This window comes from Pseudofrankia saprophytica (genome assembly GCF_000235425.2).
Taxonomy (GTDB): Bacteria; Actinomycetota; Actinomycetes; order Frankiales; family Frankiaceae; genus Pseudofrankia; species Pseudofrankia saprophytica.
The window spans coordinates 2550958-2575716 of the sequence record NZ_KI912266.1 but is presented as its reverse complement, the minus strand read 5'-3'; the positions used below and the strand labels follow the sequence as shown (position 1 = coordinate 2575716).

The window sequence follows — 24759 nt, the reverse complement described above, 5'->3', positions numbered from 1 at the left end:
GCCGACGCCCGCGCCCGCCGCGAAGGCGGCGGCGCCGAGCGCGCCCCCGGCCTCCCCCTCCGGTTCCGCCGATCGAGCGGGGACGGTGACCCAGACGACGCTGCGGGGAGCCGCGGCCCGGGTCGTCACCAACATGGAGACGTCGCTGCACGTGCCGACGGCGACCTCGGTGCGCGTCGTGCCGGCCAAGCTGATGATCGACAACAGGATCGTCATCAACCGCCACCTGGCCCGCTCCCGTGGCGGCAAGATCTCCTTCACCCACCTCATCGGCTTCGCGATGGTGAAGGCGCTCGTCGACTTCCCGGAGATGAACAACTCCTACGCGGTGGTCGGCGGCAAGCCGGCGCTGGTGACGCCCGAGCACGTCAACCTGGGCCTCGCCATCGACCTCGTCACGGCGAAGGGCCGCCAGCTCGTCGTCGCCGCGGTCAAGGAGGCCGAGGCGATGGACTTCGCCCAGTTCTGGGCCGCGTACGAGGACATCGTGCGCCGCGCCCGGGCGGGCAAGCTCACCACCGACGACTTCACCGGCGTCACGATCAGCCTGACGAACCCGGGCGGCCTCGGCACCGTGCACTCGGTGCCGCGGCTGATGGAGGGCCAGGGCACGATCATCGGCGTCGGCTCGATGGAGTACCCGGCCGAGTTCGCCGGCGCGTCCACCGAGACGCTCGCCCGGATGGCGATCTCCAAGGTCACCACGCTGACCAGCACCTACGACCACCGGATCATCCAGGGCGCCCAGTCGGGCGAGTACCTGCGCCGGGTCCACCAGCTGTTGCTCGGCGAGGACGAGTTCTACGACGAGGTCTTCCGCTCGCTGCGGGTCCCGTACGAGCCGGTCCGCTGGGTCACCGACATCCCGACCAGCCACGAGGGCGATCTCGACCACAGCGCCCGGGTGCAGGAGCTGATCCACGCCTACCGCGTGCGCGGCCACCTGATGGCGGACACGAACCCGCTCGAGTTCACCATCCGCAGCCACCCGGACCTCGACATCCGCAGCCACGGCCTCTCGCTGTGGGACCTCGACCGGGAGTTCCCGGTCGCCGGGTTCGCCGGCCACCGGACCATGACGCTGCGCGACGTGCTCGGGGTGCTGCGCGACTCGTACTGCCGCCGGGTCGGCATCGAGTACATGCACATCCAGGAGCCGGACGAGCGCCAGTGGATCCAGGCCCGGGTCGAGCGCTCCGCGGAGCGGCCGGACCCGGCGGAGCAGCTGCACGTGCTCGATCGGCTCGGCGCCGCCGAGGCGTTCGAGTCCTTCCTGCAGACGAAGTACGTCGGCCAGCGCCGGTTCTCTCTGGAGGGCGCCGAGTCCGCGATCCCGCTGCTCGACGAGGTCCTCTCGCGCGCGGCGAGCATCGGCATGGACGAGGTCGTCATCGGCATGGCGCACCGCGGCCGGCTGAACGTGCTGGCGAACATCGTCGGCAAGTCCTACCGGCAGATCTTCGCCGAGTTCGAGGGCCACCTCGACCCGCAGACCGCGCACGGCTCCGGCGACGTGAAGTACCACCTGGGCGCCGAGGGCGTCTACAGCGGACCCGACGGCAGGCAGGTGCCGGTGTCCGTGGTCGCCAACCCCTCGCACCTGGAGGCGGTCGACCCGGTCCTCGAGGGCGTGGCGCGGGCCAAGCAGGACATCCTGGACAAGGGCCCGGAAGGTTTCACCGTCCTGCCCGTGCTCGTGCACGGCGACGCGGCGTTCGCCGGCCAGGGCGTGGTCGCCGAGACCCTGAACCTCTCGCAGCTGCGTGGCTACCGCACCGGCGGCACCGTGCACCTGGTCATCAACAACCAGGTCGGCTTCACCACCTCGCCGACCTCGGGCCGCTCGTCGGTGTACGCCACCGATGTCGCCCGGATGGTGCAGGCCCCGATCTTCCACGTCAACGGCGACGACCCGGAAGCGTGCGTCCGGGTGGCGACGCTGGCGTTCGCCTACCGGCAGGCGTTCCACAAGGACGTCGTGATCGACATGATCTGCTACCGGCGCCGGGGCCACAACGAGATGGACGAGCCGTCGTTCACCCAACCGCTGATGTACGACGAGATCGCGGCGAAGCGGTCCGTGCGCAAGCTCTACACCGAGGCGCTGATCGGCCGTGGGGACATCACCCGCGACCAGGCCGAGGAGGCGATGAAGAGCTACCGCCTGGAGCTGGAGAAGGCGTTCGCCGAGACGCGCGACGCCACCGGTGACCGGCCGACCCCGCAGCCCCGGATCGTCACCACGGCGGAGGACGCGGCCGCCGCCGCGGCCGTCGGCACGGCGGTGCCGCTGGAGGTCGTCAAGCAGGTCATCGACACCCAGGTGAACCTTCCGGCCGACTTCACCATCCACCCCCGGTTGCGCCCGCAGCTGGAGCGCCGCGCGCAGATGATCGAGACCGGCACGATCGACTGGGCCTGCGCCGAGACGATCGCGCTCGGCAGCCTGCTGCTCGATGGCCGCTCGGTCCGGCTCACCGGCCAGGACAGCCGGCGCGGCACCTTCGGCCAGCGCCACGCCGTGCTGGTCGACCGATACTCCGGCGAGGACCACACGCCGCTGCGGACGCTGCGCCGCGCCGACGGCGGCCAGGTCGGCACCTTCTACGTCCACGACTCGCTGCTGTCCGAATACGCGGCGATGGGCTTCGAGTACGGCTACTCGGTCGCGCGCCTGGACATGGCCGTCCTGTGGGAGGCGCAGTTCGGCGACTTCGCCAACGGCGCCCAGTCGATCATCGACGAGTTCCTCTCGGCCGGCGAGGCCAAGTGGGGCCAGCGCACCGCGCTGACCCTCCTGCTGCCGCACGGCTACGAGGGCCAGGGCCCGGACCACTCGTCCGCCCACATCGAGCGGTTCCTGTCCCTGTGCGCCGACGAGAACATGACGGTGGCGTATCCCTCGTCGGCGGCGAGCTACTTCCACCTGCTGCGCCGCCAGACGCTCTCACCGGTGCGTCGCCCGCTGGTGGTGTTCACGCCGAAGTCGATGCTGCGGCTGAAGGCCGCGACGTCGACCGTGCAGGAGCTGACCTCGGGCTCGTGGCGGCCGGTGATCGACGACGCGACGGTCGCCGACCCGGCGGCCGTGCGCCGGGTGCTGCTCTCGGCCGGGAAGGTGCACTGGGACCTGGCCGAGGCGCGGAACAAGCGGGACGACAAGGGTCAGTTCGCGCTGCTGCGGGTCGAGCAGCTCTACCCGACCCCCGGTGCGGAGGTGGCCGAGGCGCTGCGCCGCTACCCGAACGCGACCGACATCGTCTGGGTCCAGGAGGAGCCGGCGAACCAGGGCGCCTACCCGCACATGGGCCTGCACCTGCCGGAGTTCCTGCCGGCCGGCCTGCGGCTGCGCCGGGTCTCGCGCAAGGCCTCGGCCGCCCCGGCGTCGGGCTCGTCGAAGGTCCACGAGAAGGAGCAGCGCGCCCTCATCGAGGCCGCCTTCGCGGTCTGAGCCGGTCGCCGCGACGGCCGCACGACGGCCGTCGCGGCCTGGCAAGGTCGGCTGGCACAAGGTCGGCTGGCACAGGGTTTGCTGGCACAGAGCCGGGCACCGCAGGGCGAGGCGGCCAAGTCGGCCTCGAGGCGCCTCGGCGGGCGGGCAGGGACGGCCGGGGCGGGTAGCCAGCCGAGGGAAGCGAGCGGGCGATGTACTTCACCGACCGGGGAATCGAGGAGCTGGCCGCGCGCCGCGGCGAGGAGACCGTCACCCTCGAGTGGCTCTCCGACGCCCTGCGCACCTTCGTCGACGAGCACCCCGAGCACGAGGCCGCCATCGAGACCCTCGCCACCTGGCTGGCCCGCCCCGACGACGACCCCGACCTTTAGGACGCGATTCCACCAGTCGGGTAAGAAAAGAAGCGAAACGGACAGTTTCCAACGCTCGAATAGCGCTCGAATAGCGCTCGCGCGCGAGCCGATTTCCACCCCGCTCCGGTTTGTCGTAATTGTCTGCTATGCATGACGGATGCGGGCCTACATCGACGAGTCGTACGAGGCGGGACCGAACGGTCTCTACGTCCTCGCGGCTGTACTCGCCCCTGACGATGACACGATGCTCCGCAACGCGATGCTTGAACTGCGGCAACCCCGCACGCGCCTCAAACTGCACTTTCATGGCGCGGAGCCTGAACGTCAGGCCCGGTATCTGGACACCGTTGGCCGTATGGCCCGGTACAAGCTCGCCATCGTCGTACGACCGTGCAAAAGACCGGAGCGAGCCCGCAGGATGGCGATGATCCGGCTGCTATGGGAGCTGAGAGACAAGGCCGACGCGCTTCTGATCGAGTCACGAGGGTCGCAGAACAAGGACGACGTAGCGCTCCTCAGAGCAACCCAAAAGACGCACGGAACCTTTCGCTACGAGTTTCCACTCGGCCGCGACGAGCCTGTGCTTTGGGCAGCCGACATCCTTGCAAGCGGGATCTTCCACGTTCACCAGCGGAAACAGGCATGGATGCTCGACAGGCTCGGCCACGTAGCCCAGCACCACGTTGAGGTTGACTGATCAAAAAACGCAAACGCCGGGGTCCCGTCGTAAGGCGGGCTCACCCGGCGCCACTTCCGGCAGGTCAACACCTGCCGACGCCACAACTATACCTCGGTATACGGCTCGCGCCGCAAGGCGTCGCCGGGTCAGGGCGAGCCCTCGAAGAGCCACCCGCCCGAAGGAGGCGCAGACACATGGCCAGGCGACCACGGGTGCGCCGAGGTCACGCGGTGGCGGTGACGATGTTCGACGGCGCTCCCCTGCCTGCTCGGTTCGACCCGACGATCCGGAACTCGTACGTGTGGCCGGCGGCCAGTTGCTGGACGGTGTAGCACTGCTCCTTGATCGGGTAGGGCATGGTGGTCCATGCCTCGCCGGCGGTCGTGTCCCGGTACTCCAGCACGTACTCGGCGGCGTCCCTGGCCGCCTGCCAGCACAGCTTGACCGTGCCCTGACCAGGTGCGGCCGTCAGGTCAGTCACCGGACCGGGCAATGACACCCCTGGGTCGATCGAGACCGTCACGGTGTTCGACGGCGCGCCCTTGCCGGCACTGTTCGACCCGACGATCCGGAACTCATATGTATGACCCGCGACCAACTGCTGGACGGTGTAGCACCGCTCCTTGATCGGATAGGGCATCGTGGCCCACGCCTCGCCGGCGGTGACGTCGCGGTGGTCGAAAAGGTAAAGATCCGCGCCTGCCGCCGAATGCCAGCACAACCTGGCGGTCGCCGCCCCGGGTACGGCGGTCAGGCCAGTCACCGCGCCGGGCAGGGGTGGCCCCGCGGTGACGGTGACGGTGTTCGACGGCGCGCCCCGGCCAGCACTGTTCGACCCGAGAACGCGGAACTCGTACGCGTGCCCGGTGAGTAGCTGTTGGACGGTGTAGCACCGCTCCTTGATCGGATAGGGCATCGTGGCCCACGCCTCGCCGGCGGTCACGTCCCGGGACTCCAGCACGTACTCGGCGGCGCCGTCGGCCGGCTGCCAGCACAGCCGCGCGGTTCGGTTGCCGCTGGAACCGGTGAGCCCGGCGACCGCGCCCGGCGGCGCGCCCGGCGGGCTTGGGTCAGCGCTCGGATCAGTGCTCGGTCCGGGCACCGCCCCACCAGCCGTGGTCCTGAGCGCGCTCGGCGATCGCGGCGGCGGCTCGGCGGTGTCGGATGGCCCGCCAGCGTCCACCCGCGCCGCGACCAGACCGGTGGCGGCCGCCGCGAGCGCCGTCGCGAGGATCACGGCGGGCAGCCGCCGGCCACTGAACAGCCAGCCGCGCAGCAGGCCCGCGGCCAGACCGACCTGGGCGGCCACGGCGGCGCTCAGCCGGCCACCAGCGCGTTCGACTTCGGATCCCAGCATAATTACCTCAAACTGTCCAATACCCGGGCAGTCACGAGCTTATTGTCAGCATTGCATTCTCGGCGGGAGCCCGGATCGGTATCCGGCGAGCTCACGGGATGCGACCGGTACTCGGGCTGGACCGTCGACCGGCGGAACTAGGGGGCAAAGCAGACCGTGACCACGGACGTCGACGGGTCGGGCGGCCGCGTGGTTGCCGGCCGGTACCGGCTGCTCGAAAAGCTTGGTTCCGGCACGCATGGCACCGTATGGCGGGCGTTCGACGAGGTTCTAGAGGTACAGGTCGCCGTCAAGGAACTGCGATTGGACAACACGGCCGGCGACGCCGACGACCAGCTCGCGTTCGCCCGGGTCGAACGCGAGGCTCGCATCGTCGCGAAGCTGCGAGATCATCCACATGTCGTCACGGTGCTCGACGTCGTCTCGGATGGTGGCCTGCCATGGATCGTCATGGAACTCGTCGAGTCGAGGTCACTCGCGCAGCTGGTGCGCGCGACCGGCCCGCTGCCGCCGGAAAGGGTCGCGGACATCGGAGTGGCGGTGCTCGCCGCGCTCGTCGCGGCGCATGGCCTGGGAATCACCCACCGGGACGTCAAGCCGGCGAACATTCTGATCGGCACCGGCGGCCGGGTGGTACTGGCCGATTTCGGAGTCGCGTCCCACGACGGGCAGCCGACGATTGCCGGCGGCCCGGTGGGCACCCTCGCCTACATCGCGCCGGAGCAGTTCGCCGGTGTGCGGGGGAAACCGGCCGGCGACCTGTTCTCGCTCGGCGCCACGCTCTACTTCGCCCTCACCGGCGCGTCGCCGTTCAGCCGGTCGACCGAGGCCGCGACCATCGAGGCGGTGCTCCACCACGATCCGGCCCGGCCGGCCGGGCCGGACCGGCTGGTGGACGCCGTGCTCGGGCTGCTGGCGAAGGACCTCGCCGGCCGGATCACGGCGGGCGAGGCGGCCGCCGCCTTCACGGCCGTCGCCGATTCCAGTACCGAGCCAGCGACGGTGACGCGGGCGTGGTCGGCCGGCAGCGGCCCGACGAGTCTCCCCAGGCCCGCGCTCGATCGAGCGGTCGGTGTGTGCCTGCTGGTCCTCACCACGGCGCTCGCGCTCGCTCCGTGGCCGGCCGCTGGCCTCGTCGGCCTCCCCTGGTGGGGCTACTCGGCCGCGGCCGTCATCACGGTGTTCTTCGGCTCCTGGGCGGTCGCCTTCGGCGCCGTCCTGATCCGGCCGTCCGCGCTCAGACGGTGAGGACGAGCTTGCCGAAGACCTCACCCTGAGCGATGCGCTCGAAGGAGGCCCGGGCGTCGGCCAGCGGCCGGACGTCGTCTATCAGCGGCCGCACGCCCGTGCGGTCGAGGAAGTCGACGAGCGCGGCCAGCTCGTCGCGGGTGCCCATCGTCGAGCCGACGATGTTGAGCTGCAGGAAGAACACCCGGTTCAGCTCGGCGGGCGGGTTCGGGCCGCTGGTCGCGCCGGAGCAGACGACCGTGCCGCCCGGGCGCAGCGACTTCAGCGAGTGGCTCCAGGTGGCCGCGCCGACCGTCTCGATGACCGCGTCGACCCTGGCCGGCAGCCGGGCGCCCGACTCGACCGCGACGTCGGCACCCAGCTGCAACGCCCGCTTGCGCTTGGTCTCGTCACGAGAGGTGACGAAGACGGTGTGGCCGGCGGCCTTGGCGAGCAGCAACGCGGCGGTGGCGACGCCGCCGCCAGCGCCCTGGATGAGCAGCTTGCCGCCGTCGGCGGGCAACCCCGACTTGGTGAAGACCATCCGGTAGGCGGTGAGCCAGGCCGTCGGCAGGCAGGCCGCCTCCGCCCAGGAGAGCGACGCGGGCTTGGGCACGAGGTTGCGGGCGGGTACCGCGACCTGCTCGGCCAGCGTGCCGGGGTGCAGCTCCGAGAGCAGCGTCCGCTTCGGGTCCAGGGTCTCGTCACCGCCGCCGGCCGCGGGATCGCCGATCACCGCGTGGACGATGACCTCGGAGCCGTCGGCCGCCACGCCCGCGCCGTCACAGCCCAGGATCATCGGCAGGCGCTCGGCCGGCAGGCCGACGCCGCGCAGGCTGAACAGGTCGTGGTGGTTGAGCGCGGCGGCTCGGATGGAGACGGTCGCCCAGCCGTCCGGCAGCGCCGGCTCCGGCTGCTCTCCGACGGCCAGACCGGCCAGCGGGTCGGACGGGTCGGTCGTCTCAGCGGCGGCGGCAAGCACGGACAAACCGTAGGGCGCCCAGCCGGGCGACGCCACCGGAAGTCCGGTCAACGGGACAACCGGTGTCCGGTACCGGCCGATGCTGGGAGGCTGAGTCGCGGTCTGTCGTTGGATGTGCTGGACTCGTCATCATGGTGGCTCTTGAACCGACGTCGCCCCCGACCGGTCCTGTGGACGCGGGCCTCCCGGCGGCCCAGCCCACGGCGGCATCTGGACGGGGACAGTCGTCGCGCGGTCCGCGGTGGCGTCGCCGCCGGCCGGTGCTCGACCCGGAGCCGCCGACACTGACGTTCACCGACGACGGCCGACCGGTGATCACCGTCACCCCGACCGACTTCGTCGCCTGCTCCTACAAGAGCTGCGGGACGTTGCGCCCCATCGAGGAGGTCACCGCGAAGGCTCCCTGCCCAGGCTGCGGCAGGCGTTAGGCAGGGCTCTGAACGCCCTGCCTAACGCGCCTCCGCCTGGCGGCGGGACACCTATCGGCGGGCCACACCCTCCGCCTTGGCCGCCGCGGCGACCGCGGCGGCGACCGCCGGGGCGACCCGGGTGTCGAACGGGCTCGGGATGATGTGGTCCGGCGCGAGCTCGTCGGCGATCACGTCGGCGAGCGCCCGGGCCGCCGCGAGCTTCATGCCCTCGGTGATCCGGCTGGCCCGCACGTCCAGCGCGCCCCGGAAGACGCCGGGGAAGGCGAGGACGTTGTTGATCTGGTTCGGGAAGTCGCTACGCCCGGTGGCGACGATGCTCGCGTACTTGTGGGCGACCTCCGGCAGGACCTCCGGGTCGGGGTTGGCCATCGCGAAGATGATCGAGCCCGGCGCCATGGTCGCGACGGCTTCCTCGGGGACGGTTCCCGAGGACAGGCCGATGAAGACGTCCGCCCCGGCCAGCGCCTCGTTGATCGAGCCGGTCAGCCCGGTCCTGTTGGTGATGGCCGCGATGTCCGCCTTGACCGACGTGAGGTCGCCCCGGTCCGCGTAGATGATCCCCTTGCGGTCGCCGACCGCGATGTCGCCGATGCCGGCGGCGAGAATGATCCGGGTCACCGCGATGCCGGAGGCACCCGCGCCGGACACGACCACCCGCAGGTCGGACAGCTGCCGGCCGGTGAGCCGGGCGGCGTTCTCCAGCGCGGCGAGCGCGACGATGGCGGTGCCGTGCTGGTCGTCGTGGAAGACCGGGATGTCCAGACGCTCCTGCAGGCGCCGCTCGATCTCGAAGCAGCGGGGCGCGGAGATGTCCTCGAGGTTGATCCCACCGAAGCTCGGCGCCATCCGGGCGACCGTGTCGATGATCTCGTCGGTGTCCTTGGTGTCCAGGCAGATCGGCACCGAGTCGACGCCGGCGAAGTGCTTGAACAGGGCCGCCTTGCCCTCCATGACGGGCATGGCGGCGGCTGGGCCGATGTCACCGAGGCCGAGCACGGCGGTGCCGTCGGTGACCACGGCGACCAGGTTGCCGCGCCAGGTGTAGTCCTCCGCGAGGGCCGGCGTCTCCTCGATCGCCAGGCACACCCGGGCGACGCCCGGGGTGTAGGCGAGCGAGAGGTCGTCGGAGTTCTCCAACGGGGACGTCACTTCGAGCGCGATCTTCCCGCCGCGGTGCAGGGCGAACACCGGGTCGTCGTCCGAGGTCCGCGGGCTCACGGGCACGACGCCCGCGATGGGATTGGAAGGCTGGTCGAGGGTCTGGTGGTCTGCGGTCGCTGTCACGGTAGTGCTCCTGGGTACGGGCGGCCCGGCTGCCTGCGTACGGCCCGGGGTCGTCGAGGGGCTGTTGTCTGCGGTAGTCCGGGGGTCGCCCACCGTGAGAAGTGATGTCGGGCACAGCCCGGCGTCCGGGGGCGGGCGGGCCGTCCCCATGGGCGGAGCTCTCGGCCGCGAGGGAGATGACCTGAGCGGCTTCCCCGCCAGTCTGCCGCGCGGACCAGCGGGAACCCCGGCGGCGAGCGGGGTGAGCCGGCGGGGGTGGGACCGGGGGTCGCCCGGGGCACCTTCAAATATTGCACGTCAGCGTCGGTATGCGGCGGGCGGCCGGCAAGATCCGATCGTTCGACTACATACGACGATCACACCGACGACATCCCATCGAAATGTCTTGCAACGTTACCGAAGCATCCATGTAGCACTACTGACACGTAACCACGCTTGGGTGAAGGCCCAGGACGTGCGCCGCCGTTGTCGCCTGCCCACCCGAATACGGACAGACGGAACGGGCGACCGGCACCCCCAGATCGCTTCGCGATCCGGCCGGGCCCCGGGCCGCGCGCCGTGACGGGGGGTGCATCCAGCGCCAACCAGCCAGCCGGGTGGTCCGCGACCGGGCAGCCGATGAGCGTGCTCACGCCTGCCCGCCAGCCGACCACCAGCCAGGTCAGCGCGCAGGAGCCGTCCGCACCGGGAATCGGCTGGAACTGAGAGGATCGGCATGCGCCTTCGAACACACCGGATCATGGGCGGCGGCCTGGGCCACCGGGCCGCGCGCAGAGCGGTGGCCGCGACCGCGGCGGCCGGCCTGCTCGCCGTCCTCGCCGCCTGTGGCGGTGGTGACGACTCGTCCGACGGTGGCGGCACGACGGCGGCTCCCTCCGCGAACCCCTCCGTCGTGGCCACGCTGCCCGCCAAGTACGCCGGGGGCACCCTCAAGGTGGCCGCCGACGCGTCCTACGCGCCGAACGAGTTCTTCGACACGGACGGCAAGACCGTCATCGGCATGGACGTCGACCTGATCCAGGCTCTCGGCGCGGCGCTCGGTGTCAAGGTCGAGGTCGAGAACGCCGGCTTCGACGACATCATCCCGGGACTCGCCGCCGGCAAGTACGACATCGGCATCTCGTCCTTCACTGACACCAAGGAGCGCGAGGAGGTCGTCGACTTCGTCACGTACTACTCGGCCGGCACCTCGTTCTTCACCAGCGCCGCCAAGCCCGCCACCCTGACCGGGCTGGACGACCTGTGTGGCCTGACCGTCGCGGTGGAGACGGGCACCGTCCAGGCCGACGACGCCGCCGCGCAGGACACGAAGTGCAAGGGCGCGGGCAAGCCGGGCGTAACCGTCCAGGCCTACCCGGACCAGAACCAGGCGAACCTGGCGCTGACCGCCGGCCGGGCGCAGGTGTCGATGGCCGACTCGCCGGTCGCCGACTACCAGGTGAAGCTGTCCGAGGGCAAGCTCAAGTCGGTCGGCACGCCCTACGGCACGGCTCCGTACGGCATCGCGGTGCCGAAGAACTCGGGCCTCGCCGAGCCGCTGCTGGCGGCGCTGAAGGCGGTCATGGCCGACGGCTCCTACCAGAAGACGCTGGAGAAGTGGGGCGTGCAGGAAGGCGCCATCACGGATCCAAAGATCAATGGCGCCGTCAGCTGACAAGGCGCCAGGCGGTGAGCCGGGGGTGCAGGCCCCCGGCTCACCGGCCGTCCCGGTGACCGGGGCCGCCGGCGCCGGCGCACCGACATCCGATGCGATCAAGGCGGTTCCGGTCCGCCACCCGGGACGCTGGGTGGGGGTCGCGGTCCTCGCCCTCCTGGCCGCGATGCTGGTGCACGCTCTGGTCACCAACGAGGCGTTCAACTGGGACCTGGTCTGGAAGTACCTGTTCTCAGAGCAGATCCTGCGCGGCCTGTGGGCGACTCTCTACCTGACGCTCTACGCCATGGCCATCGGCGTGGTCGGCGGGGTGCTGCTCGCCATACTGCGGCTGTCGCCGAACCCGGTCCTGCGCTCGGCCTCCTGGCTGTACACGTGGTTCTTCCGTGGCACGCCGGTGATGATCCAGATTCTGTTCTGGGCGTCGATCGGCGCGCTTTACCCGAGGCTGTCCATCGGCGTCCCGTTCGGCCCCGAGTTCGCCTCCGCCGATTCGAACTCACTCATCCCGCTGCTGGGCGCGGCCATCCTCGGCCTAGGGCTCAACGAGGCGGCGTACATGGCCGAGATCGTGCGTGCCGGCGTCGGCGCCGTCGACACCGGCCAGGCCGAGGCCGCCCAGGCGCTCGGCATGAACCAGGCGCAGACGATGCGCCGGATCGTGCTGCCGCAGGCGATGCGGGTGATCATCCCGCCGACCGGCAACGAGACCATCTCGATGCTCAAGACGACGTCGCTCGTCAGCGTCATCGCCTACACCGAGCTGCTCTACGCCGCCCAGATCATCTACAGCCGCAACTTCCAGACCATCCCGCTGCTGATGGTCGCCGCGATCTGGTACCTGGCGGTCACATCGGTGCTCAGCGTCGGCCAGTACTTCCTGGAACGGCACTACGACCCGGCGGGCCGCAACCGGATGGGGCCCGGCCGTCCCATGCGCCGCGACCAGAGCGGGGTGGTCACGTGACCAGCGAGACATCGGCAGCGGCGGGGAATGGCACGCCGATGGTGCTCGCCGAAAGCATCCGCCGCGCCTTCGGCCACAACGAGGTGCTCCGCGGGATCGACCTGCGGGTCGAGCCGGGCGAGGTGCTCTGCCTGATCGGGCCCTCGGGCTCGGGCAAGACGACCATGCTGCGCTGCATCAACCACCTGGAGAAGATCGACTCGGGCCGGCTGTGGGTGGACGGCGACCTGGTCGGCTACCGGGAGCACCGCGGCCGGCTGCACGAGCTGCGCGAGCGCGAGGTCTGCCGGCGCCGCGCCGACATTGGCATGGTCTTCCAGCGCTTCAACCTGTTTGCCCACATGACGGCGCTGGAGAACATCATGGAGGCGCCGCTGCGGGTACGCCGGGAGAAACGCTCCGAGGTCGAGAAACGGGCCCGCGCCCTGCTGGACCGGGTCGGTCTCGGAAACCGGTGCGAGGCCTACCCGTCCCAGCTCTCGGGCGGGCAGCAGCAGCGGGTCGCGATCGCCCGGGCGCTGGCGATGCGGCCCAAGCTGATGCTGTTCGACGAGCCGACCTCGGCGCTCGACCCCGAGCTCGTCGGCGAGGTGCTCGACATCATGCGGGATCTCGCGGCGGACGGCATGACGATGGTCGTCGTCACCCACGAGATGGGCTTCGCCCGCGAGGCGGCCGACACCGTCGTCTTCATGGACGGCGGCGTCGTCGTCGAGAGCGGCCCGCCCGGCCAGGTGCTGGTCAACCCCCGGCACGAGCGGACCCGGTCGTTCCTGTCGAAGGTCCTGTAGTCACCGGTCCGGGCAGAAGGTTGTTGTTGGTTCGCTCCGGCGACCTCCGCGGAGGCCCAACCACGTTCGCTTCGCTCCGTGGCCGTGCCTCCGCGGAGGCACGGCTCCGCGCCGCACGGTCACCTCTCGCTTGACTGTGCAAGAGATCAGGTCGGGCTGGTGCGGGACCGCTTGGTGGGCAGGGGGGGCACCCGGGATCGACACCGAATGCACATCGCGTTGACCCAAATGCGGAGACGTGAGCGATTCCAACGCGGGCCGTATGCGGGTGCCGTGCCTACGGAGTCACACCATGGCGGAATCGGGTGGGAGACTGCGTACGGATTGCCTGCCGACCCGGTACGGTCCGCAGGCGTGGATGTCACCGAACTGTCCGTACCGGACGCGTGGGTCTTCACCCCCCGCCAGCACACCGACGGCCGCGGCACGTTCCTCGAATGGTTCCGCGTCGACGCGCTCGAGAAGGCCATCGGCCACCCGCTCCGGCTCGCACAGGCCAACCACAGCGTCAGCCGGGCTGGCACGCTGCGGGGCGTGCACTACGCCGACGTGCCGCCCAGCCAGGCGAAGTACGTCACATGTGTGTCCGGCCGGGTGCTGGACTGCGTGGTCGACATCCGCTCCGGCTCGCCGACGTTCGGCCAGTGGGACGCGGTCGTCCTCGACGACGTCGACCGGAAGGGGGTGTACGTGTCCGAGGGCCTCGGACACGTCTTCCTCGCCCTCACCGACGGCGCTCAGGTCTCGTACCTGTGCTCCACCTCGTACAGCCCGGGACGCGAGCACGGCGTGCACCCGCTCGATCCCGATCTCGGCCTGCCCTGGCCAGCCGACGTCACCCCGCTGCTGTCCGACAAGGACGCAGACGCGCCGACCCTGAAGGAGGCGGACGCGGCCGGGCTGCTGCCCCGTTACGCCGACTGCCTGGCCTTCTACGCCGATCTGCGCAGCCAGGCCGGTCGAGGCCAGTAGCGCAGCACCACCCGGCCGAGCACATCGTCGGTCGCGATCATGCCGAACGCGGCGCTGTCGGTACCTATGCCCACGTTGTCCGACCGCAGCCACCAGCCGTCGTCCACGTCGCCGAAGGCGATGCGTTTCACCCCGAGGCCTCGGCCCGCCGGCAGCCGGGCGATCACCACGTCGCCCGGCCGGGGCGCGCGTCTCCACCAGACCAGGCAGGCGTCACCGTCACGCAGCGTCGGCGTCATCGACGCGCCGCGAATGGAGACCGCCCCCACGGGAACCGAAGGCCGCACAAGGGTAGGTTGCCAGAAGGTGGGGACACGGGCCGCCGCCCCCGTACGGTGCCATCGCGGCGGACGGGCACGCGGTCTGTCTCGCGCCGAGGCGCCGCCCGTGCCCCCGACGGACGAATGTGCGAGGAAGGACGGCGGCATGAGCCTGCTGCACCCCACCACCCGGGTGAGCGCGCACTGCGACCTGCCCTGCGGCGTCTACGACCCGGCGCAGGCCCGGATCGAGGCCCAGTCGGTCAAGGCGATCCAGGAGAAGTACCAGGGGAACGAGGACCCGGTGTTCCGTTCCCGGGCGCTGTCCATCAAGGAGGAGCGCGCCGACCTGGTCAAGCACCACCTGTGGGTGCTCTGGACCGACTACTTCAAGCCGAACCACCTGGAGAAGTACCCGCAGCTGCACGACCTGTTCTGGCAGGCCACCAAGGCCGCCGGCGCCGCCGGCGCGAAGGCCTCGGTCGACCCGGCGGACGGCCAGAAGCTGCTCGACAAGATCGACGAGATCGCCAAGATCTTCTGGGAGACCAAGGCCGCGGCCTGATCCCAGGCGCGGCCCCGTCGCCGGCCTCCGGTCACCCGACCGGAGGCCGGCGACGTCCGTTTGGGGCGGGTGGGCTTCGGATGAGGAGGCAGGTCAGTGATTCGTCCCGCCGTACCGGGTGACGTACCGGTCGTGCTGGAGCTGGTGCGGGCGCTCGCGGAGTACGAGCGGGAGCCGGACGCGGTGAGGATGACCGAGGCCGACCTCGCCGCGGCGCTCTTCGGGGAGCCGCCGGCCGCGGCGGCGCTCGTGGCCACGGCGGACGGCGCCGGCGCGGCGCCCGTGGTGGGGTTCGCGATCTACCACGAGACGTTCTCGACCTGGACCGGGCGGACGGGGACGTTCCTCGTCGACCTGTTCGTCGCCCCGGAGCACCGTCGCGGCGGCCACGGACGGGCCCTGCTGGCCGCGCTGGCGGCCGTCGCGCGCGACGGTGGCCACCAGCGCCTGGAGTGGGACGTGCTGGACTGGAACACCTCCGCGCAGGCCTTCTACCGATCGCTCGGCGCCGCTCCCCAGCAGGGCTGGACGACGTGGCGGCTCGACGCCGACGCCATCGCCGCCCTCGCCGGGAGCGCATAGCGGACCGGGGAACACCTCCGCGCCCGGACGCCTTCCATCAAGGGGTCCGGACTTGCGCACCACACCCACCACCCGGGCTGGCGAGATGGCAAACATTTCTGATCACCCGACCTGCGCCATCAGGGCAACGCTGGGTACCGTGGGGACAGCGAGCGGCACGGAGTCGGGCATTGGGCGCGGCCGTGGTGGTCCGGCGCGCGGCGTTGCGCGCCCACCCGGCCCTGGTCGGCGCCACACGGGCCACAGCGGGCCTGGGACCGCTTCCCGGGGCTTTTCCTGGTAGCGCGGGCGGGGCGGACCGGACGCGGAGCTCCTCAGGGCCGTCGGTGGCGTTTGTGGGGAGGCGGCATGCTGGATATGCCATCGATGACCGCCATGACCCGAGGTCACGCTGGCGCGGCTGCGGGTTAGCCGGGCGGTGGCCGGCTGTCGAGCGCCGCAGCCCGTCGCGACGAACCGGCACCGAGGCCGGATGATGTAGGCGGGCGGTTCCACCCGGGAGCCTCGACGCGACCGGACAACACAACCACCTCCAGCGGCGAGGCCCGCCGTTGGAACGACGTAGTCACTGGGGGTAGAACGTGGATCCGACGCCTTCGGCCGGCGGCACGGTGAGCTCCGGCGGTGTCCACGGCGGCGGGCTGCGCGATGTCGTGCAGCTCACCCTCCCGGCCGCGAGCGCGTACCTGACGGTCCTGCGCACCGCGACGGCCTCGCTCGCAGCCCGGCTCGACTTCACCCTCGACGACATCGAGGACCTGCGGATCGCCGTGGACGAGGCGTCCGCGTTGCTGCTGGTCTCGGCCGTTCCCGGCTCGGCGCTGGAGTGCGTGTTCGCGCTCTCGCCCGGCGTCATGCGGGTCACGGTCTCGGTGGACAGCCTGGACGGCGAGCCGCCGTCGAAGGACACGTTCGCCTGGACCGTCCTGGACGCGCTCGCCGGCGAGGTGTCCAGCTCCACCGGGCCTGGCCAGCGGGTGACCATCGAGCTGGCGAAGCGGCAGGGCGCCCGTGCCGACCTCGGCGAGCCGGCCGGCCACGTGCGCAGCCGCAGCGCCGAGTCGACCGAACTTGGCCAGGGCGCGAAGCTCGGTGCCGTGGGGACCTCATGACTTCGCCAGGACGCAATGCCGCCGCGAAGCCTCCGCCGCTGGTCGATGACCAGCCCGCCGGTGGCTTCGGTGGGTCGACCAGCCCGCGCGACCGGGTGCCGGCCCTGAGCCAGCGCGCCGTCGGGCCGGACGAGGTGCTTCCCGACCCGCCCGAGTCCGCCAGCGCGCGGCGGCCGTCGCCCGAGCCCCCGGCCCGCGGCGACGCCGGGGACGCCGGGCTGGCGAGCCAGCCGCAGCCCGGGGCCGGCGAGGACGGCCTCGAGCCCGAGGACGCCGTGACCAACCGCGAGAACACCGGAACCGAGCCACCTGACGTGAACGAGCCCGAGGGCGCGAAGCCCGAAGCCCAGGAGCGGGAAGAGCACCCCCCGGACCGGACCAGCTCCCCCGACCGGGCACGCGCGCGCCTGATGTTCATCCGGCTGGTGGAGCTGCCCGAAGGCGACAGCGAGCGATCGGAGATCCGCGACCAGCTGGTCAGGATGCACCTGCCGCTCGTCGAGTACCTCGCCCGCCGGTTCCGCAACCGCGGCGAACCGCTGGACGACCTGGTCCAGGTCGCGACCATCGGCCTGATCAAGTCGGTCGACCGGTTCGACCCGGAGCGCGGCGTCGAGTTCTCGACCTACGCGACCCCGACGATCGTCGGGGAGATCAAGCGGCACTTCCGGGACAAGGGCTGGGCGATCCGGGTTCCGCGGCGGCTGCAGGAGCTCAAGCTGTCGCTGACGAAGGCGACCTCGGAGCTGTCCCAGTCCCTTGGCCGGTCGCCGACGGTCGCTGAGATCGCCGCCCACCTCCAGATGAGCGAGGAGGAGGTCCTCGAGGGGCTCGAGTCGGCCAACGCCTACTCGGCCGTCTCGCTGGACGCGCCCGACTCCGGCGACGACGAGTCACCGGCCGTCGCGGACACGCTCGGGGTCCAGGACGAGTCGCTGGAGGGCGTCGAGTACCGCGAGTCGCTCAAGCCGCTGTTGGAGAAGCTGCCGCCTCGGGAGAAGCGCATCCTGCTGCTGCGGTTCTTCGGGAACATGACCCAGTCCCAGATCGCCACCGAGCTGGGGATCTCCCAGATGCACGTGTCGCGCCTGCTCGCGCGCACGCTGGCCCAGCTGCGCCGCGGTCTCCTCGAGGACGGCTAGCGACAGCTCCGGCGAGAACCCCCTGAAACCCGGGTATCACGCGCCGGGCAGTCTTGGAAGATCAGGCCTCGGGATCGCCGTCGGGCGGGCGGTGCAGACCCGTGGCCACCAGCGCGACGAGGATCGCCACGGCCACCACCAGTAGCGGTACGCCGTAGCCGTAGAGACCATTCTGGATCATCGCGGCGCCGACCGGCACGCACAGCAGCTGGATGACGATGACCGGGGACTTCGTCGCCGCGCGGTTGACCACCAGGGTCCGGGCGAGCACCACCACCACGAGCCCGCACACGAGCGACAGCACACCGCCGAACTCCGCGCGAGCGAGGTCGTCGACGCCGCGCCCAAAGCCCCGTACCACCTGGAGGACGCCGAGGCCGACGAGCAGCAGGCCCTCGGCCGCGACCAGCGCGGCCGCCAGCGTCAGCGGGCGCGGAGCCGCCGTCAGCGCGGCAGCCGTCTCGCGCGCCCAGGCTCCGGGTCGAGTACCCGGGGTCTCGCCACTTCCCATGCCGTTGACCTTACGGGGCCGTCTCCCGACTGATTCCGGTCACGTCCCCGCGGTTGGCCCCGGGTGGCGGGACGGGCGCAGCACGGCTGTTACGCCGCTCCGTTGCTGTCAGGTGACGCAGACACGTCTACCAGGCAACCGCGCGTGCCACAGCCGGCCTTGACGACATTCCCATACTTCATTGTCATTGTGAGACATTCCGCATGCCGACGCCGGAAAGCGGCGCGGTACTACCGTGGTGGGCATGCGAGGGCTCCTGGTCGTCAATCCAGCGGCGACGACGACCACGGAACGGGTCCGGGATGTCCTCGTCACGGCCCTGTCCGCCGACGTCGCGGTCGAGACCGTCATCACCAAGGGGCGCGGGCACGCGGCCGAGCTCGGTCAGCGAGCCGCTGAGACCGGCATCGACGTGGTGATCGCGCTCGGCGGCGACGGCACGGTGAACGAGGTCGTCAACGGCCTGCTCCACGCCGGCCCGCGGCCGGACACGCCGGCGCTCGCCGTCGTTCCCGGTGGCAGCACCAACGTGTTCGCCAGGGCACTCGGCTACTCCGCCTCCCCCGTCGAGGCGACCGGGGAGCTGCTGGCCAACCTGCGCGACGGCGAGAGCCGCGTGGTCGGCCTCGGCCACGCCCGGTGGGCCGACGAGGCACGCTGGTTCACGTTCTGCGCGGGGATGGGGCTGGACGCGGAGGTCGTCGGCCGGGTCGAGCGCAAGCGCTCGGGCGGTCGGCCGAACAGCGCGGGGCTCTTCCTGCGCAGCGCGGTGGCCCGGTACAGCCGCGGCATCGGCCGCGGCCGCCACGGCGTCACCCTCGACCTCGAGGCCAGCCCGGACAGGCGCTCGGCTGTCGCTGAAGCCCAGGACGGTGCCGAGGACGGCACGGCCACACCGGATCGCGAGGTGACGGTCGCCATCGTCTGCAACGCCGTCCCGTGGACCTACCTGGGCGGCCTCCCGGTCCGCGCCTGCCCGGACGCGTCGTTCGACACCGGGCTGGACCTGCTGGCGCTGCGCAAGGCACGCCTGTCCAGCCTGCTGCGCACCACCGGTCAGATGCTCGCCGGCGACCGCGGCCCACACGGCCGCAACGTGATCCTGGAGCACGACCTCACCAGGATCCGGATGACCTCCACGCCCGCCGCCCCGTTCCAGATGGACGGCGAGTACCTCGGCGAGCACACCGAGGTCGAGCTGACCGCCCACCCCAGGGCCCTGCGCGTCATCGCTGCATAGCTGGTTCGCTCCGTGCGGGCACGGCGCTCCGGCCCCTTGCTCGCTTCGCTCCCAAGGGACCTCCGCGCCGTGTCCTCCTCCGCTCACGGGCGCTCCGGCGACCTCGCTGCGGCCCGGCCCACGTCGCTTCGCTCGTGGGCCGGGCCTCCGCGAGGCGCGCCTCCGCGCCGCACGGTCACCTGGCGCCGAACGTCACCAAACCAAGGACCAGGCCCGAGCCAAAACCAGAACCTTGCCAGGGGCACGTCGCTTCGCTCGTGGACGGGGCTCCGCGCCGCGCGGTTACGGCTCGTTTGATGGTTGCGGGAAACCGGGCGGGGTTGTCATGAGTTCGCGGTCAGGGGCGATGGTGGGTGGCGCGCAGGGTGCGGACGATGTCGGCGGGGGCGTCGCAGATGATGCCGTCGACGCCTGTGTCGCGCAGTCGTAGCGCCGCCCGTTCGCTGGTCACGGTCCAGGTGACCAGGCGGATCCCGGCGGCGTGGGCGCGCTCGGCGGCGTCGGCGGCGGCGAGCACGGCCGAGGTGTGGGCATGCAGTTCCGCGTGCCCGGCGGAGCGGACGTAGGAGAGCCCGCCGTTCACCGACATCCGCGGCATGGTCAGGAACGCCGTGCGCACCCCCGCGCCGCTGCCCCGCACATGCTCGATCGCGAACCAGTCGAACGACGACACGGTCACCCCCGTGTCGGGCCCCGTCAGCCCGCGGGCGCCCAGCAGCTCGACCAGCGTCTGCGCGGACCGCTCCCGGGGCGCGTCGAAGTCCGGCTGGCCGGGCTGGTTCTTGATCTCGATGACGATCCGTCCTCGGCCACCCCAGGCGTCCAGCACGTCATGCAGCGTCGGTATGCCCCTCGTCACCAGCTCGGCCGTGGAGCGACGGATCACCGCCCGGCCCCCGAGCCGGGGCAACCGCGCGTCGTGCACGCAGACGAGGTCGCCGTCGGCCGTGCGCCGGATGTCGACCTCGATGCCGTCCGCGCCGGCCGCTAACGCCGCATCGACCGCCGCGGCCGTATTCTCGGGCCCAGGGTTCCGGCTGCCGCGATGCCCCAGTACCTCCATGCGGCCTCCCCACGATCCGCCACCAGACCACGTCCCGGAGCCATCCTGCACCGGACGCGCCGCTTCTGCTCAGTAGGCAGATCGGTGGAGACCGCCACATCTCGCCGCCGCGCCGACCGCCCTCCCTCGGCCATCCGGCCCGGATCCCGGTCGGGCACCGGATCGATCGGGGATCGGGGATCGGGACGGGACGGACGCCCGCCTCGGCCGACGAGGCCGACGAGGCCGACGAGGCCGACGAGGCCGACGAGAGCACGTCGGTACCGCGATCCGGGCGGTGGGACGAAATGCCTAGTTGGCATGGTGGATCCGCGGGGGACAGGGCATGGCCTGGACGGACTATCCGGACAACACCCCGCTCATGGAGCCAACTGCCCATGGCCACCAGGCATCCAGACACCCTGGGCTAGTCATCCGGAGCGCAGCCGATCGTGGTCCGTCCGTGTCCTTAACGGACAAGTGCAGGCCAGAGATGGTGTGAACGCGGTTGCAGGTTCTTGCGCCCCTGCCGGTTCCGGTGGGAGGGTGGCGAATGTCCGAGGTGGATGGACCACATACACCCGGGCGCACTCCTGCACGCAGTTGACTAGACGACACCGGGGTCGCGACGAGAACGGGGCTCGCCGCGTGTCACGTCTCGACGTGACGCAACCTCGGGCGCCAGTCGAGCGTCTCCTGTGCAGTGTCGCCCGCTACGACAGAGGGAGTAGGACGCATGGACTGGCGCCACAGAGCGCTCTGCCGTGACGAGGACCCCGAGCTTTTCTTCCCCATCGGGACCACCGGGCCTGCTGAGCGCCAGATCGACGAAGCCAAAGCCGTATGCCGACGTTGCGCCGTTACCTCCGACTGCCTGAACTGGGCGTTGGAGACCGGCCAGGACGCTGGCGTCTGGGGTGGCCTGAGCGAGGACGAGCGGCGTGCCCTGAAGCGCCAGGTGCTCCGGGTCCGCACCGCCTGATCACCGGCGGCATCCTCGGCCAAGGACCGGCCTCCGGTCCGCCCAGCGCCGGGAACGCACACCAGCTGCGCCTGGGGGGTCAACTCCCCCCGTGAGTTCGGGCCACGCTCGACGCACGGGTCCACAGGCCAGCCGCCGACAACGCCAGAACCTGGCCACATAACGCAGGAATCGCTGGCCGGCACCACGCGCGGCTCAGCGGTAGTTGCATCCGTGCCCATGTCACGCAGCGCAACCAGTCGGTGCGCTTCTGACCACGGCACTCTCGGCCGTTCTGTCCACATGGCCGCCGTTTCCAACCGGCGCGCCACGGACGGAGCGGCCGATGCCATTTTGAGGGCTTGGAGCGCCCCCAAACCTGGAAGGGACGTCCGGTCGGCGGAACCGGAGCGGCACGCAACGTGAGCGCTCGACGCGCGCTCGCTGACGGCACACTCCACGAGCGGGGTGATACCCCGCCTCCAACGCCCCAAACACTCAAGCCGAAGAAATTGGGATCGAGAGCAACGCCTCGGTCCCGCGCTCGGCACCGGCCTGCAGGCGGATGGTGCCCTGCATCTCCCCGAGCACGAGCTGACGGACGATCTGCAGGCCGAGCCGCGGCGAATGCTCCAGCTGGAAGTCGTTCGGCAGCCCGGCGCCGTCGTCGGCGACCACGACATCGAGCCGGCTGGCCGTACGCCCCACCCGGATCTCGATCGAGCCCGCCGACCCCTCGAACGCATGTTCGACAGCATTCTGCAAAAGCTCGGACAGGACAAGGGCCAGCGGCGTGGCGAGCGCGCCCGAGAGCATCCCGAACGAGCCCACCCGCCGGGTCGTCGCCCGCGTCCCAGTGGTCGCGAGATCGACCGTGACCGAGGTGATCTGGTCGGCGATCTCGTCGAACGGGACCGACTCACCCAGCGTCTGCGAGAGCGTCTCATGCACCAGTGCGATCGACGTCACACGGCGGACCGACTCCCGCAGCGCGTCCCTGGCCTCGTCGACCTTCGTGCGGCGCATCTGCAGCCGCAGCAGCGCCGCCACCGTCTGCAGGTTGTTCTTCACCCGATGGTGGATCTCCCGGATGGTCGCGTCCTTGCTCAGCAGCTGCGCCTCCCGGCGGCGCAGCTCGGAGACGTCCCGCACCAGGACCAGGACCTCCCTGGTCTGGCCCGGGAAGAGCGGAATCGCGCGCAGCAGCACCACGGTGCTACCGACCGCGAGCTCGACCTCCACGGGCCGGCGCCGGCCGATCGCGTGCCACACCGCGGGCGTCGTCGCCGGCAGGTTGAGCGCCCGGTGCACCGAGCGCAGGTCCTCACCGGTGACGTTGCCGGTGTAGCCGAGCCGCCGGTAGGCCGACAGCGCGTTCGGGCTCGCGAAGATGACCTTGCCGGCGCCGTCGAGGCGGACCATCCCGTCACCCACCCGGGGTGCCTCCGGGAGCTCGGCGGAGCTGCCCCGGAACGGGAACAGCCCCTCCGCGACCATCAGCGCCAGGTTGTTGGCGCACTGCAGGTAGGCGGACTCCAACGCGCTCGGGGTGCGGGTGGTCGCGAGGTTGGTGTCCCTGGCCAGCACGGCGATGATCCGGTCACCGTGCCGCACCGGGATGGCCTCGGTGCGCACCGGCACGCCGCCGTCCCACTCGGGCTCGCCCTCCCGGGCGATCCGGTGTTCCCGCCACGCGTTGCGCACCACCCAGCGGTTGATGACGACGCTGCCGACCTCGTCGTTGTGATAGGCCGTAGGGCCGGTGGTCGGGCGCACCTGGGCCACGACGAGGAACTCCGTGTTGCCGCCCTTGACCGCCCGCTGGCTCGAGGTACGGCTGGGAACCAGCAGGAGCAGGTCCGCGAAGGAGAGATCAGCCAGCAAGGCCCAATCGGCGACGAGCGCGTGGAGCTGGTCGATGTCGTCGTCGTTCAGGTCGGTGCTCGCGCGCAGCATGTCGGCGAGGGTTCCCACGGCAGGCAGACTGCCAGAAGATCCCGCCTGCTGAACAATCACGGTGCCCGAACGATCTCCCGGCCGCCGCCGGCGCGCCCACGCTCGCCCCGCCCGGTTCCAGGCCCACGGCGTGTCCCGCACCCGCGCATCCAGGGCAAAGAGAGAACTTCCGTCGACCGCGGATCTTCGACACCGCCGTCGCCGAGGCCGAGGACGACGCTGTGGCCCCTCTGACACCCGGCCCGCGACCAGGACTCGACGCTGGGCCGCCGTACAAGGCCCTTAGGCGATTCCTGGCTCACAGCGCCAAGGGTCCTGGCCCTGGTGGCGTCATACAGTCGCGACGTGACCGTGGACCAGCGACTTTCCGCCCCGCCCGCCCCGCTCGCCTGGCTGGACGCGAACGCCCGGGCCCGCCGCGAGGCCGGGCTACGCCGGTCGGTACGGCCCCGGCCCGCGCTGGACGACCAGGTTCGCGTCGACCTGGCCGGCAACGACTACCTGGGCCTGTCCCGGCACCCGGCCGTGATCGAGGCCGGCGTCGAGGCGCTGCGGGTCTGGGGCGCGGGCTCCACCGGCAGCCGGCTGGTGACCGGCTCGACGGCGCTGCACGCCGAGCTGGAGGACGCGCTCACCGCGCACACCGGGTTCGCGGCGGCACTGGTCTTCGCCTCCGGATACGCCGCGAACCTCGGCGTCGTCACGGCGCTGGTCGGCGCCGGCGACCTCATCGTCTCCGACGAGCGCAACCACGCCTCGATCGTCGACGCCTGCCGGTTGTCCCGTGCCGACGTCGCGATCGTGCCGCACGTGGACGTCGCCGCCGTCGACAACGCCCTCGCGCACCGCCGGTACCGCCGGGCCCTCGTCGTCACCGACTCGGTCTTCTCCGCCGACGGCGACCTCGCCCCTCTGGCCGAGCTGCACCAGGTCACCCGCCGCCGCGGTGCGGTGCTGCTGCTGGACGAGGCGCACGCCCTCGGTGTCGTCGGCCCGGGCGGGCGGGGGGCGGCCGCCGCGGCGGGCCTCGCCGGCGAGCCGGACGTCATCGCCACCGTCACGATGTCCAAGTCCCTGGGCAGCCAGGGCGGGGCCGTGCTGGGGCCGGTCGAGGTGCGCGACCACCTGATCGACACGGCCCGCACCTTCATCTTCGACACCGGCCTCGCGCCGGCGGCGGCCGGCGCCGCGCTCGGCGCCCTGCGGCTCCTGGTCGCCGACCCGGGCCTGGCCACCC

The 24759-nt window shown here is 71.3% G+C and carries 23 protein-coding genes; 16 read left to right on the top strand and 7 right to left on the bottom strand.

Annotated features, from left to right (window positions below):
• The 3 genes from FRCN3DRAFT_RS0210775 to FRCN3DRAFT_RS0210765 form a co-directional block, all read left to right on the top strand.
• On the top strand, window positions 1-3451 hold a 3451-nt coding region (locus FRCN3DRAFT_RS0210775; RefSeq protein ID WP_007518568.1), incomplete at its 5' end, for a multifunctional oxoglutarate decarboxylase/oxoglutarate dehydrogenase thiamine pyrophosphate-binding subunit/dihydrolipoyllysine-residue succinyltransferase subunit.
• A gap of 194 nt (window positions 3452-3645) precedes the next feature.
• The gene (locus FRCN3DRAFT_RS0210770) at window positions 3646-3825 is read left to right on the top strand and encodes a DUF6104 family protein (protein ID WP_007518567.1); all 180 of its coding nucleotides are present in this window, start codon (window positions 3646-3648) and stop codon (window positions 3823-3825) included.
• 139 nt (window positions 3826-3964) lie between these two features.
• Window positions 3965-4504 carry a hypothetical protein gene (locus tag FRCN3DRAFT_RS0210765; RefSeq protein ID WP_007518566.1) on the top strand — a complete coding sequence of 180 codons (540 nt, stop codon included), beginning with the start codon at window positions 3965-3967 and terminating at the stop codon, window positions 4502-4504.
• 205 nt (window positions 4505-4709) lie between these two features.
• Here the strand turns inward: FRCN3DRAFT_RS0210765 and FRCN3DRAFT_RS43855 are convergent, their stop codons facing one another.
• Window positions 4710-5843 (bottom strand): fibronectin type III domain-containing protein, encoded by a 1134-nt coding sequence (locus FRCN3DRAFT_RS43855; RefSeq protein ID WP_007518565.1) that lies wholly within the window; start codon window positions 5841-5843, stop codon window positions 4710-4712.
• Between the two features lie 156 nt (window positions 5844-5999).
• On the opposite strand from FRCN3DRAFT_RS43855, the gene FRCN3DRAFT_RS43850 reads away from it, so the two are divergent.
• A complete protein-coding gene (locus FRCN3DRAFT_RS43850; protein WP_007518561.1) occupies window positions 6000-7091 on the top strand; it encodes a serine/threonine-protein kinase in 1092 nt (363 codons plus the stop codon).
• Here FRCN3DRAFT_RS43850 and FRCN3DRAFT_RS0210750 read toward each other — a convergent pair.
• Window positions 7081-8052, bottom strand: coding sequence for a zinc-binding dehydrogenase (locus FRCN3DRAFT_RS0210750; RefSeq protein WP_027140458.1), 972 nt, complete (start codon window positions 8050-8052; stop codon window positions 7081-7083). The two genes, FRCN3DRAFT_RS43850 and FRCN3DRAFT_RS0210750, sit on opposite strands and share 11 nt — an antisense overlap.
• Before the next feature lie 260 nt (window positions 8053-8312).
• Here FRCN3DRAFT_RS0210750 and FRCN3DRAFT_RS53970 point away from each other — a divergent pair, with 260 nt between their 5' ends.
• Complete coding sequence (locus tag FRCN3DRAFT_RS53970) at window positions 8313-8480, top strand: hypothetical protein (protein ID WP_157845201.1); 168 nt, start codon at window positions 8313-8315, stop codon at window positions 8478-8480.
• Between the two features lie 51 nt (window positions 8481-8531).
• Here FRCN3DRAFT_RS53970 and FRCN3DRAFT_RS0210740 read toward each other — a convergent pair whose 3' ends face one another.
• Complete coding sequence (locus tag FRCN3DRAFT_RS0210740; protein ID WP_007518555.1) at window positions 8532-9767, bottom strand: NAD(P)-dependent malic enzyme; 1236 nt, start codon at window positions 9765-9767, stop codon at window positions 8532-8534.
• 715 nt (window positions 9768-10482) lie between these two features.
• Here FRCN3DRAFT_RS0210740 and FRCN3DRAFT_RS0210735 point away from each other — a divergent pair.
• The 4 genes from FRCN3DRAFT_RS0210735 to rfbC all read left to right on the top strand — a co-directional run bounded on the left by FRCN3DRAFT_RS0210735 (window position 10483) and on the right by rfbC (window position 14151).
• Window positions 10483-11421, top strand: a complete 939-nt coding sequence (locus FRCN3DRAFT_RS0210735) for an ABC transporter substrate-binding protein (RefSeq protein ID WP_007518554.1) — start codon at window positions 10483-10485, stop codon at window positions 11419-11421.
• Entirely contained in the window at window positions 11405-12388 is a 984-nt protein-coding gene (locus FRCN3DRAFT_RS0210730) for an amino acid ABC transporter permease (protein ID WP_084174234.1), read from the top strand. Before FRCN3DRAFT_RS0210735 ends, FRCN3DRAFT_RS0210730 begins: the two co-directional genes overlap by 17 nt.
• Before the next feature lie 38 nt (window positions 12389-12426).
• Entirely contained in the window at window positions 12427-13179 is a 753-nt protein-coding gene (locus tag FRCN3DRAFT_RS0210725; protein WP_007518550.1) for an amino acid ABC transporter ATP-binding protein, read from the top strand.
• A 354-nt stretch (window positions 13180-13533) separates the two neighbouring features.
• On the top strand, window positions 13534-14151 hold the full coding sequence (gene rfbC, locus FRCN3DRAFT_RS0210720) for a dTDP-4-dehydrorhamnose 3,5-epimerase (protein WP_027140455.1): 618 nt from the start codon (window positions 13534-13536) through the stop codon (window positions 14149-14151).
• Here rfbC and FRCN3DRAFT_RS0210715 read toward each other — a convergent pair.
• Entirely contained in the window at window positions 14112-14579 is a 468-nt protein-coding gene (locus tag FRCN3DRAFT_RS0210715) for a S24/S26 family peptidase (protein WP_269799819.1), read from the bottom strand. The genes rfbC and FRCN3DRAFT_RS0210715 overlap by 40 nt on opposite strands.
• On the opposite strand from FRCN3DRAFT_RS0210715, the gene sodN reads away from it, so the two are divergent.
• From sodN to FRCN3DRAFT_RS0210695, 4 genes are all read left to right on the top strand, one after another.
• Window positions 14578-14976 carry a superoxide dismutase, Ni gene (gene sodN, locus FRCN3DRAFT_RS0210710; protein ID WP_007518544.1) on the top strand — a complete coding sequence of 133 codons (399 nt, stop codon included), beginning with the start codon at window positions 14578-14580 and terminating at the stop codon, window positions 14974-14976. The genes FRCN3DRAFT_RS0210715 and sodN overlap by 2 nt on opposite strands.
• A 96-nt stretch (window positions 14977-15072) precedes the next feature.
• Entirely contained in the window at window positions 15073-15558 is a 486-nt protein-coding gene (locus FRCN3DRAFT_RS0210705; protein ID WP_007518542.1) for a GNAT family N-acetyltransferase, read from the top strand.
• A 581-nt stretch (window positions 15559-16139) separates the two neighbouring features.
• A complete protein-coding gene (locus FRCN3DRAFT_RS0210700) occupies window positions 16140-16670 on the top strand; it encodes an ATP-binding protein (RefSeq protein WP_027140453.1) in 531 nt (176 codons plus the stop codon).
• On the top strand, window positions 16667-17812 hold the full coding sequence (locus tag FRCN3DRAFT_RS0210695) for an RNA polymerase sigma factor SigF (RefSeq protein WP_007518539.1): 1146 nt from the start codon (window positions 16667-16669) through the stop codon (window positions 17810-17812). Before FRCN3DRAFT_RS0210700 ends, FRCN3DRAFT_RS0210695 begins: the two co-directional genes overlap by 4 nt.
• A gap of 61 nt (window positions 17813-17873) precedes the next feature.
• Here the strand turns inward: FRCN3DRAFT_RS0210695 and FRCN3DRAFT_RS43845 are convergent, their stop codons facing one another.
• On the bottom strand, window positions 17874-18323 hold the full coding sequence (locus tag FRCN3DRAFT_RS43845) for a hypothetical protein (RefSeq protein WP_007518537.1): 450 nt from the start codon (window positions 18321-18323) through the stop codon (window positions 17874-17876).
• A gap of 244 nt (window positions 18324-18567) precedes the next feature.
• Between FRCN3DRAFT_RS43845 and FRCN3DRAFT_RS0210685 the strand changes: the two genes are divergently transcribed.
• A complete protein-coding gene (locus FRCN3DRAFT_RS0210685; RefSeq protein ID WP_007518536.1) occupies window positions 18568-19563 on the top strand; it encodes a diacylglycerol/lipid kinase family protein in 996 nt (331 codons plus the stop codon).
• 337 nt (window positions 19564-19900) lie between these two features.
• On the opposite strand, the gene FRCN3DRAFT_RS0210680 is transcribed toward FRCN3DRAFT_RS0210685, so the two are convergent.
• On the bottom strand, window positions 19901-20626 hold the full coding sequence (locus FRCN3DRAFT_RS0210680; protein WP_007518534.1) for a glycerophosphodiester phosphodiesterase: 726 nt from the start codon (window positions 20624-20626) through the stop codon (window positions 19901-19903).
• 715 nt (window positions 20627-21341) lie between these two features.
• Here FRCN3DRAFT_RS0210680 and FRCN3DRAFT_RS0210675 point away from each other — a divergent pair.
• The gene (locus FRCN3DRAFT_RS0210675; RefSeq protein ID WP_007518532.1) at window positions 21342-21587 is read left to right on the top strand and encodes a WhiB family transcriptional regulator; all 246 of its coding nucleotides are present in this window, start codon (window positions 21342-21344) and stop codon (window positions 21585-21587) included.
• 477 nt (window positions 21588-22064) lie between these two features.
• Here FRCN3DRAFT_RS0210675 and FRCN3DRAFT_RS0210670 read toward each other — a convergent pair whose 3' ends face one another.
• The gene (locus FRCN3DRAFT_RS0210670; protein WP_007518530.1) at window positions 22065-23522 is read right to left on the bottom strand and encodes a histidine kinase N-terminal domain-containing protein; all 1458 of its coding nucleotides are present in this window, start codon (window positions 23520-23522) and stop codon (window positions 22065-22067) included.
• A gap of 345 nt (window positions 23523-23867) precedes the next feature.
• On the opposite strand from FRCN3DRAFT_RS0210670, the gene FRCN3DRAFT_RS43840 reads away from it, so the two are divergent.
• On the top strand, window positions 23868-24759 hold an 892-nt coding region (locus tag FRCN3DRAFT_RS43840), incomplete at its 3' end, for an aminotransferase class I/II-fold pyridoxal phosphate-dependent enzyme (RefSeq protein WP_483414349.1).

Excerpts from the sequence above, each read along its gene's own strand:
- FRCN3DRAFT_RS0210770 (WP_007518567.1), top strand. The coding sequence starts at position 3,646 with ATGTACTTCACCGACCGGGGAATCGAGGAGCTGGCCGCGCGCCGCGGC.
- FRCN3DRAFT_RS0210765 (WP_007518566.1), top strand. The coding sequence starts at position 3,965 with ATGCGGGCCTACATCGACGAGTCGTACGAGGCGGGACCGAACGGTCTC.
- FRCN3DRAFT_RS43855 (WP_007518565.1), bottom strand. The coding sequence starts at position 5,843 with ATGCTGGGATCCGAAGTCGAACGCGCTGGTGGCCGGCTGAGCGCCGCC.
- FRCN3DRAFT_RS0210735 (WP_007518554.1), top strand. The coding sequence starts at position 10,483 with ATGCGCCTTCGAACACACCGGATCATGGGCGGCGGCCTGGGCCACCGG.
- FRCN3DRAFT_RS0210730 (WP_084174234.1), top strand. The coding sequence starts at position 11,405 with ATGGCGCCGTCAGCTGACAAGGCGCCAGGCGGTGAGCCGGGGGTGCAG.
- FRCN3DRAFT_RS0210725 (WP_007518550.1), top strand. The coding sequence starts at position 12,427 with ATGGTGCTCGCCGAAAGCATCCGCCGCGCCTTCGGCCACAACGAGGTG.
- sodN (WP_007518544.1), top strand. The coding sequence starts at position 14,578 with ATGAGCCTGCTGCACCCCACCACCCGGGTGAGCGCGCACTGCGACCTG.
- FRCN3DRAFT_RS0210715 (WP_269799819.1), bottom strand. The coding sequence starts at position 14,579 with ATGCCGCCGTCCTTCCTCGCACATTCGTCCGTCGGGGGCACGGGCGGC.
- FRCN3DRAFT_RS0210695 (WP_007518539.1), top strand. The coding sequence starts at position 16,667 with ATGACTTCGCCAGGACGCAATGCCGCCGCGAAGCCTCCGCCGCTGGTC.
- FRCN3DRAFT_RS43845 (WP_007518537.1), bottom strand. The coding sequence starts at position 18,323 with ATGGGAAGTGGCGAGACCCCGGGTACTCGACCCGGAGCCTGGGCGCGC.
- FRCN3DRAFT_RS0210685 (WP_007518536.1), top strand. The coding sequence starts at position 18,568 with ATGCGAGGGCTCCTGGTCGTCAATCCAGCGGCGACGACGACCACGGAA.
- FRCN3DRAFT_RS0210680 (WP_007518534.1), bottom strand. The coding sequence starts at position 20,626 with ATGGAGGTACTGGGGCATCGCGGCAGCCGGAACCCTGGGCCCGAGAAT.
- FRCN3DRAFT_RS0210675 (WP_007518532.1), top strand. The coding sequence starts at position 21,342 with ATGGACTGGCGCCACAGAGCGCTCTGCCGTGACGAGGACCCCGAGCTT.
- FRCN3DRAFT_RS0210670 (WP_007518530.1), bottom strand. The coding sequence starts at position 23,522 with ATGCTGCGCGCGAGCACCGACCTGAACGACGACGACATCGACCAGCTC.